We start from the raw sequence: 7,045 nt of genomic DNA, 5'->3' as shown, positions 1-7,045 counted from the left end.
GGGGGGGGGCCGGACGCCACCAACTAACGGCCTGCGTCCTCCCCCTCCGACGCGCTTCGCGCGCCACCTCCCCCTGGCGGGGGAGGATTGATCTAGGATCGATCTTTCCAACTCCTACTCAACGCCGATCGGCAGACCCGCATCCGCGAATGCCGCGGACAGCGCTGCCGCCGTCGCTACGATGGCATCGGCACGGCGCTGCGCCATCAGGTCGGCGAGCAGCAGGCGCGCGGTTTCGGGGCGACGCTCCGCATGGCCGATCGCGGTGATCATCGTCTGCTCCGCCCAAGTCATTCGGGCGCAGCAGCACGGCGCGATCGGAATCGTCGTGGTCGAGGTTGCGGCGAGTTCGGCCATGAAGGCGCGTGCCAGTATTAGCGGCCGGCGGAACCCTGTGCCGAACGCGCTCAGAAAGGTGTTGGCGGCGACCGCATCGTTGAGCCCATGCGCGCCCATCCGCCGGATCGCGAGGAGCAGGAGGCGCGCGGCCATGTTTTCCGGCAGGCTGTGCGGCAGGGCTTCGCTGACCAGCGAGGCGGGCATTGGGGAAGGGGCCATCGAGCGACTCCGTGGTGGAGCCGCATAGTCGGAAACTCGCTATTGATAGTCAATCGCAATAATTTGTCATGCCGGCGCTTCGCCGTTCGCCGCGAGCACTTCGCCTGCCAGATAAAGCGAGCCGAGGATCATCACTGTCACTGGTCCCTCGGCGTCATCGGCGATCGCGTGCAGGGCGGTCTCCACTGTCTCCGCAGCCTGCGGCCTGATGCCGATGTCGCTGGCGACCGCGCGCAGCACCTCGGCGCTATGACATTCATGGCCGCCGACCGGAACGGCGTGAAAGCTCGTGGCCAACCCCGCGAACGGGCGCAACAGTCCTGCTGGATCCTTGTTGGACAACATGCCGACGATCATGTGTGCACCGTCGGTGTCGCGACGATCGAGCACCTCGCGCAGCGCCTCGGCAACGCTGGCACCGGCGGCTGCGTTGTGGCCGCCATCGAGCCAGATCTCGCTGCCCGCTGGCAATATGCGCGTCAGCGGCCCGTCGCCGAGCAATTGCATCCGCGCCGGCCAGGTGGCGTGTTCGGCTGCAGCAATGAAGGCTTCCGGTGGAATGGTCAGCGTCTTCTGATGATGGAGCATGGCGATCGCCAGAGCGAGATTGCCGGGCTGGTGCGGCCCGACCAGCACGGGCAGCGGTGTCTGCACCTTGCCGGCGGCGTCGCGATACGTGAGGTGGCCGTCATCCGCTGCCCAGAACCAGTTCCTGCCTTCGGGCGACACGGGGGCACCGGCGGTTCGCGCGACCGCATTGATCCGGGCTTCGACCGAGGGCGCGTAGCGCATGGTGACCAGCGGCACTTGCGATTTGGCGATGCCAGCCTTTTCCGCGGCGATGTCCTCGATCGTCGTGCCGAGGAAACGCTCGTGGTCGATGCCAAGCTGAGCGATGCCGGTGACGATCGGCTGCGCAATGACGTTAGTCGCGTCGAGCCGGCCCCCCAGTCCGACCTCTACGATACAGGCATCGGCGGGGGTACGGGCGAAGGCCAGGAACGCCGCGGCAGTCGTCACCTCGAAAAAGCTCGCACCGATATCGCCGCCGGCATCGAGCACTTCCTCGAGCAGGGGTGCCAGCACGGCATCCTCGATCAGCGTGCCCGCGAGCCGGATGCGCTCGTTGAAACGCACGAGATGCGGGCTCGAATAAACGTGCGTCGTGTAGCCAGCCGCCTCGATCGCCGCCCGCAGGAAGGCGCAGGTCGATCCCTTGCCGTTGGTGCCGGCGACATGGAGCACCGGCGGCAAGCGCTCGTGCGGATTGCCGACGCGGTCGAGCAATTCCGTGATCCGCTCTAGCCCGAGAATGTCGGCGCCGGGGGAAAGCGCCCACAACCGATCGAGTTGGCGCTGTACCGCAGGGTCGGACGAGACGGCGTGATCAGGCATCTACTTCCCCTCCCATTTATGGGAGGGGTTAGGGGAGGGCGTGTTCGCTACCACGGACGCCACATGCCCTCCCAACTCGCTGCCTGCAACTGGCCGAAATACGCCCCGCGCATTTCTCAATCATGCCGGGGGCATGATTGACCAGTTACAGGCAGTGAGTTCCTCCCCGCAAGCGGGAGGGGAGTTGTTCAGGCCGCTTTCCGCTGTCCGCCGACATAATCGATCAGCCGCGCCAGGGTCGGGCGCAGCTCCGCGCGCGGCGTGACCATGTCGAGCATGCCATGCGCGAGCAGATATTCGGCGCGTTGGAATCCCTCGGGCAGTTTCTCGCGGATCGTCTGTTCGATCACCCGCTGGCCGGCAAAGCCGATCAGCGCTCCGGGTTCCGAAATCTGCACGTCGCCGAGCATTGCATAGCTCGCCGTGACGCCGCCGGTGGTCGGGTCGGTCAGCACGACGATATAGGGCAGGCCGACGTCATGGAGCATCTGGATCGCGACCGTCGCGCGCGGCATCTGCATCAGGCTCAATATGCCTTCCTGCATCCGCGCACCGCCCGCCGCTGTGAAGATGATATAGGGCGCACCTTCGCTGATCGCCGCTTCGACCCCGCGGACGAACGCCTCGCCCACGGCGAGGCCCATCGATCCGCCCATGAACGCGAAATCCTGGACGCCGACCACCGCCTTGCGGCCCTCGATGGTCCCGGTCGCGTTGATCAGCGCGTCGCTCTCGCCGGTCGCGGCACGCGCCGCCTTGATGCGGTCGGTATATTTCTTCTGGTCACGGAACTTGAGCGGGTCGTCCTGTACCTTGGGCGGGGTCAGCGTCGTGAACGAGCCGGGGTCGAAAATCTGCGCGAACCGCACGTCGGGCCCGATGCGCTCATGAAAGGCGCAATTGGGACAGACGTAGAGATTTTCGGCCAGTTCCTTGGCGAACACCATTTGCCCGCACCCCTTGCACTTGTGCCAGAGATTGTCGGGACTTTCCTTCTTGGGGATGACGTACGACAGCGCATTGCGGACGTTGGTCAGCCAGCTCATGCCATTTCCTTCCTTGCGGCGCGGATCGCGCCGGCGAGACTCTCGATATAGGCGCGGACCGGCTCGGCCGCATCCTTGCCATACTCGCCGACCAGTTCGACGATCGCCGAGCCGACCACGACGCCGTCGGCGACACGCGCGATCGCGGCGGCCTGATCGGGCGTGCGCACACCGAATCCGACCGCGACGGGCAGGTTGGTGGCGGCCTTGAGCCGGGCAACGGCTTCCTCGATCGAGGCCTGCACCGCTTGCTGTTTGCCGGTGATGCCCGCGACCGAGACATAATAGAGGAAGCCGCTGGCGCCATCGAGCACCTGGGGCAGACGGGCGCTATCGGTGGTCGGGGTGGCAAGGCGGATCAGGTCGATGCCGTTCCCGCGAAGCGCCGGTCCGAGCGAATCATCCTCTTCGGGCGGGATGTCGACGCAGATCACGCCGTCGACGCCCGCTTCCTTGCAGCGTTCGGCGAACCAGTCGGCGCCGCGCCGGGTCATGGGATTGGCATAGCCCATCAGCACCAGCGGCACGGTCGGATGGCGCTGGCGAAACGCCATGGCGATCGCGAGGATGTCCGCCGTCGTCGTGCCCGCCGCGAGGCTGCGCAAATTCGCTGTCTGAATGGCCGGGCCGTCCGCCATCGGATCGGTGAATGGCATGCCGAGCTCGATCACATCGGCGCCGCCCTCGACGAGTGCGTCGAGAATCGGTCCGGTCGCGAACCGGCCGGGATCGCCGGCAGTGACGAACGCGACGAGAGCAGGATGGCCCTTGGCGAAAGCGTTGGAAAGGCGGGTCATCGCTTTTTTGAGACCTCGACAAGGCGCGAGGCGCCGATGGCCACGCCCAGGCCGGCCGCAAAAGCGACTTGGCTGCTGCTCAAGGCGCCATGATGTATGAACAAGCCGACGAGGATAGCGGCGATGCCGCCGACCACCGCACTGGTGACGGCCTGACGCAAGTTCAGCGTCATATCTCTACCCCCAACGCTTCGGCGACGGTGAAGATGTCCTTGTCGCCGCGCCCGCACAGGTTCGCCAGGATGATTTGATTCTCGTCCATTTCCCGTGCCTTCTTCGTCACGGCGGCGATGGCGTGCGAAGGTTCGAGCGCGGGGATGATCCCCTCGGTGCGGCACAAGAGCTGGAAGGCGTCGAGTGCTTCCTGGTCGGTCGCGGAGGTGTAGTCGACGCGGCCGGTTTCCTTGAGCCATGCGTGCTCGGGACCGATGCCCGGATAGTCGAGCCCAGCGGAGATCGAGTGCGCCTCCGCGATCTGGCCGTCGTCGTCCTGGAGCAGATACGTCCGGTTGCCGTGGAGGATGCCGGGGAAGCCGCCCGCCAGGCTCGCGGCATGCTTGCGCTCGAGCCCTTCGCCCGCGGCCTCGACACCGAGCATCTTCACGTCGGGATCGTCGAGGAAGGGATGAAACAGCCCAATCGCGTTCGATCCGCCACCGATCGCCGCGACCAGCAGGTCGGGCAGCCGATCGATGCGCGCCAGCATCTGCGCGCGCGCTTCCTTGCCGATCACAGACTGAAAATCGCGGACCAACTCGGGATAGGGATGCGGCCCCGCCGCGGTGCCGATGATATAGAAGGTGTCGTGGACGTTGGCGACCCAGTCGCGCAGCGCCTCGTTCATCGCGTCCTTTAGCGTGTTGGCGCCGCTGGTGACCGGGATCACTTCCGCGCCGAGCAGCTTCATCCGGAACACATTGGGCTGCTGCCGCTCGACGTCCTTGGCGCCCATATAGATGACGCAGGGCAGGCCGAAGCGCGCGCAGACCGTGGCGGTGGCGACGCCATGCTGGCCCGCGCCCGTTTCGGCGATGATCCGCGTCTTGCCCATGCGGCGCGCGAGCAGGATCTGGCCGATGCAATTGTTGATCTTGTGTGCGCCGGTATGGTTGAGCTCGTCGCGCTTGAACCAGATCTGCGCGCCTTTGCCGGGCTCGGAGCCCGCGCGGATCGCGGCTGTCAGCCGTTCGGCGAAGTAGAGCGGGCTTGGGCGTCCGACATAATGTTCGAGCAGATCGTCGAATTCCTGCGCGAACGCGGGATCGGCCTGCGCCGCGCGATACTCGCGTTCGAGGTCGAGGATCAGCGGCATCAGCGTCTCGGCGACGAAGCGGCCGCCGAACTGGCCGAAATGCCCGCGATCGTCGGGCTGGGTGCGGTACGAATTCGACAAAAGAGCAGGGTCCGACATTACCGTTATTTCCTCATCACAACATGGGTCCAATCGCTTCGAACAGCGATCAGCGCCATCGTTGCGGAATGCGCGGGGCAGGGAGGATCGGCATCAGCATTGCGCGACCGCTTTAAGGAACGCGGCGATCTTGTCCACATCCTTGACGCCGGGGGCGGTTTCGAGCCCGGATGACGCGTCGATCAATGTCGCGCCGGTCCGCGCTGCGGCTTCAGCCACGTTATCGGGCGTGAGTCCCCCCGATAGCGCCCAGGGCATGGCGTGGCGGAACCCGTCGAGCAGGCTCCAGTCGAACCTGATCCCCATGCCGCCCGGCCGGGTCGCGCCTTCGGGGGTCTTGGCGTCGAACAGAATCCTGTCGGCCGCGCCGTGATAGTCGAGCGCGCTATCCAGGTCGGCTCGCGTCTTGACCGCGATGGCCACCCACACGGGAATCCGCGCCTTGATCGCGGCGGCACGAGCGGGTGTAGCGCCATGGAGTTGCACCGCATCGAGCTTGCCGGCCGCAATCGCGGCTTCGAGCAGGGCGTCGTCGGGGTCGACGAACACGCCGACGCGCGACACGCTTGCCGGTATGCGGGCGGCGAGGCCTGCGGCGGTGTCGAACGACAAATTGCGCGGCGAAGGGGCGAAGAACATCAGCCCGACATGACTCGCCCCGCCGGCGATCGCGGCGTCGAGCGTTTCGGGCGTGCTGAGGCCGCAGATCTTGGCGGTGACGCGAGGCATGGCGGCGCTATAGACAGGTCGGAGGGCGGATGACCATGCATCACGGAAAACAGCCATTCCGCCGCATCGCGGTGATCGGCAGCTCGGGCGCGGGCAAGTCGACGCTGTCACGCCTACTGGGCGAGGTTACCGGATTGCCCGTGGTACATCTCGACAAAGAGCATTGGCAGCCCGGCTGGACCGAGCCCGACCGCGACAGCTGGCAAGCCCGGCTCGCGGAGATGGCGCTCCGGTCCGATTGGATCATCGACGGTCAATATGGCGACTCGCTGACTGAGCGGCTGGCGCGTGCCGACCTCGCGATCTTCCTCGACTTGCCGACCCAAGTCTGCCTGATGCGGGTGATGAAGCGGATCGTATCGACCCATGGCCGCGTGCGTCCGGACATGGGCGAGGGATGTCCGGAGAAATTCGACCTCGGGTTCCTCCACTGGGTCGCGACTTTTCGCCGGCGGCAGCGGCCAAAGATGCTTGCCGCGCTCGCCGATTCGGGTGTGCGGACGATCTGGCTTTGCTCGCGCAGTGAACAGGCCACATTCGCTGAGCAACTGCAGGTCGAGGGGTTGGAGAGGGCCGCCGCCGGGGCGCAGCTAATCCCTCAGTCGAGCGGCTTTTCCAGCACGACCATGTGAAGCGGCGGGTCGACCACGACCGGAAAGTCGCGCGTGCCGGCATGGGCGTAGCCGCGGCGCTCATAGAAGGCGATCAGCTCGACGCGACGGTCGATCACCGTCATCTCGATCCGGTCGGCGCCGAACGCTTCATGCGCGGTCTGTTCCGCGGCGGCGATCAATTGCTTGCCATAGCCGCCCGCCTGTAACTGCGGATCTACGCAGAGCAGACCCAGATAAGCGAGCCCCCCGCCGCTGTTCGCGACCCGGACGCAGCCGATCATGCGCTCGCCGTCGAACCCGATTAGCAGTCGCTCGGCCGGATCCGCGATCATCGCCTCCAGTTCGTCGATACCGATCCGTTCGCCATCGAGCAGATCGGCCTCATGCGTCCATCCGGCGCGCGCATCGTCGCCCCGATAGGCGCGCTGGATCAGTGGCTGCAGCGTCACAAGGTCGTGGCGTCGAGCGACGCGAACCGACAGGTCGGGCATGGTG

9 protein-coding genes are annotated in these 7,045 nt (G+C 66.1%); 1 reads left to right on the top strand and 8 read right to left on the bottom strand.

Annotated features, from left to right (window positions below; translation table 11 throughout):
- Nucleotides 1-114: 114 nt before the first annotated feature.
- The 7 genes from SPR01S_RS12055 to SPR01S_RS12030 form a co-directional block, all read right to left on the bottom strand.
- The gene (locus SPR01S_RS12055) at nucleotides 115-558 is read right to left on the bottom strand and encodes a DUF6628 family protein (RefSeq protein ID WP_245661977.1); all 444 of its coding nucleotides are present in this window, start codon (nucleotides 556-558) and stop codon (nucleotides 115-117) included.
- Between the two features lie 66 nt (nucleotides 559-624).
- On the bottom strand, nucleotides 625-1,953 hold the full coding sequence (locus SPR01S_RS12050) for a bifunctional folylpolyglutamate synthase/dihydrofolate synthase (RefSeq protein WP_066589919.1): 1,329 nt from the start codon (nucleotides 1,951-1,953) through the stop codon (nucleotides 625-627).
- Nucleotides 1,954-2,141: 188 nt separating this feature from the next.
- On the bottom strand, nucleotides 2,142-2,999 hold the full coding sequence (gene accD / locus SPR01S_RS12045; RefSeq protein ID WP_066589918.1) for an acetyl-CoA carboxylase, carboxyltransferase subunit beta: 858 nt from the start codon (nucleotides 2,997-2,999) through the stop codon (nucleotides 2,142-2,144).
- Entirely contained in the window at nucleotides 2,996-3,796 is an 801-nt protein-coding gene (gene trpA / locus SPR01S_RS12040) for a tryptophan synthase subunit alpha (protein ID WP_066589917.1), read from the bottom strand. The genes accD and trpA overlap by 4 nt, the downstream gene beginning before the upstream one ends.
- Nucleotides 3,793-3,969 (bottom strand): hypothetical protein, encoded by a 177-nt coding sequence (locus SPR01S_RS21595; protein ID WP_157082206.1) that lies wholly within the window; start codon nucleotides 3,967-3,969, stop codon nucleotides 3,793-3,795. The genes trpA and SPR01S_RS21595 overlap by 4 nt, the downstream gene beginning before the upstream one ends.
- Complete coding sequence (gene trpB / locus SPR01S_RS12035; RefSeq protein WP_066589916.1) at nucleotides 3,966-5,207, bottom strand: tryptophan synthase subunit beta; 1,242 nt, start codon at nucleotides 5,205-5,207, stop codon at nucleotides 3,966-3,968. The genes SPR01S_RS21595 and trpB overlap by 4 nt, the downstream gene beginning before the upstream one ends.
- Nucleotides 5,208-5,300: 93 nt before the next feature.
- Complete coding sequence (locus SPR01S_RS12030; protein ID WP_066589913.1) at nucleotides 5,301-5,936, bottom strand: phosphoribosylanthranilate isomerase; 636 nt, start codon at nucleotides 5,934-5,936, stop codon at nucleotides 5,301-5,303.
- Nucleotides 5,937-5,965: 29 nt separating this feature from the next.
- On the opposite strand from SPR01S_RS12030, the gene SPR01S_RS12025 reads away from it, so the two are divergent.
- Entirely contained in the window at nucleotides 5,966-6,568 is a 603-nt protein-coding gene (locus SPR01S_RS12025) for a P-loop NTPase family protein (protein ID WP_066589911.1), read from the top strand.
- Here the strand turns inward: SPR01S_RS12025 and SPR01S_RS12020 are convergent.
- Complete coding sequence (locus SPR01S_RS12020; RefSeq protein WP_157082204.1) at nucleotides 6,535-7,041, bottom strand: GNAT family N-acetyltransferase; 507 nt, start codon at nucleotides 7,039-7,041, stop codon at nucleotides 6,535-6,537. The genes SPR01S_RS12025 and SPR01S_RS12020 overlap by 34 nt on opposite strands.
- Between the last annotated feature and the right edge of the window lie 4 nt (nucleotides 7,042-7,045).

The sequence above is a fragment of the Sphingomonas pruni NBRC 15498 genome, assembly GCF_001598455.1.
GTDB classification, from domain to species: Bacteria; Pseudomonadota; Alphaproteobacteria; order Sphingomonadales; family Sphingomonadaceae; genus Sphingomonas; species Sphingomonas pruni.
This window is presented reverse-complemented; position numbering and strand designations above follow the sequence as displayed.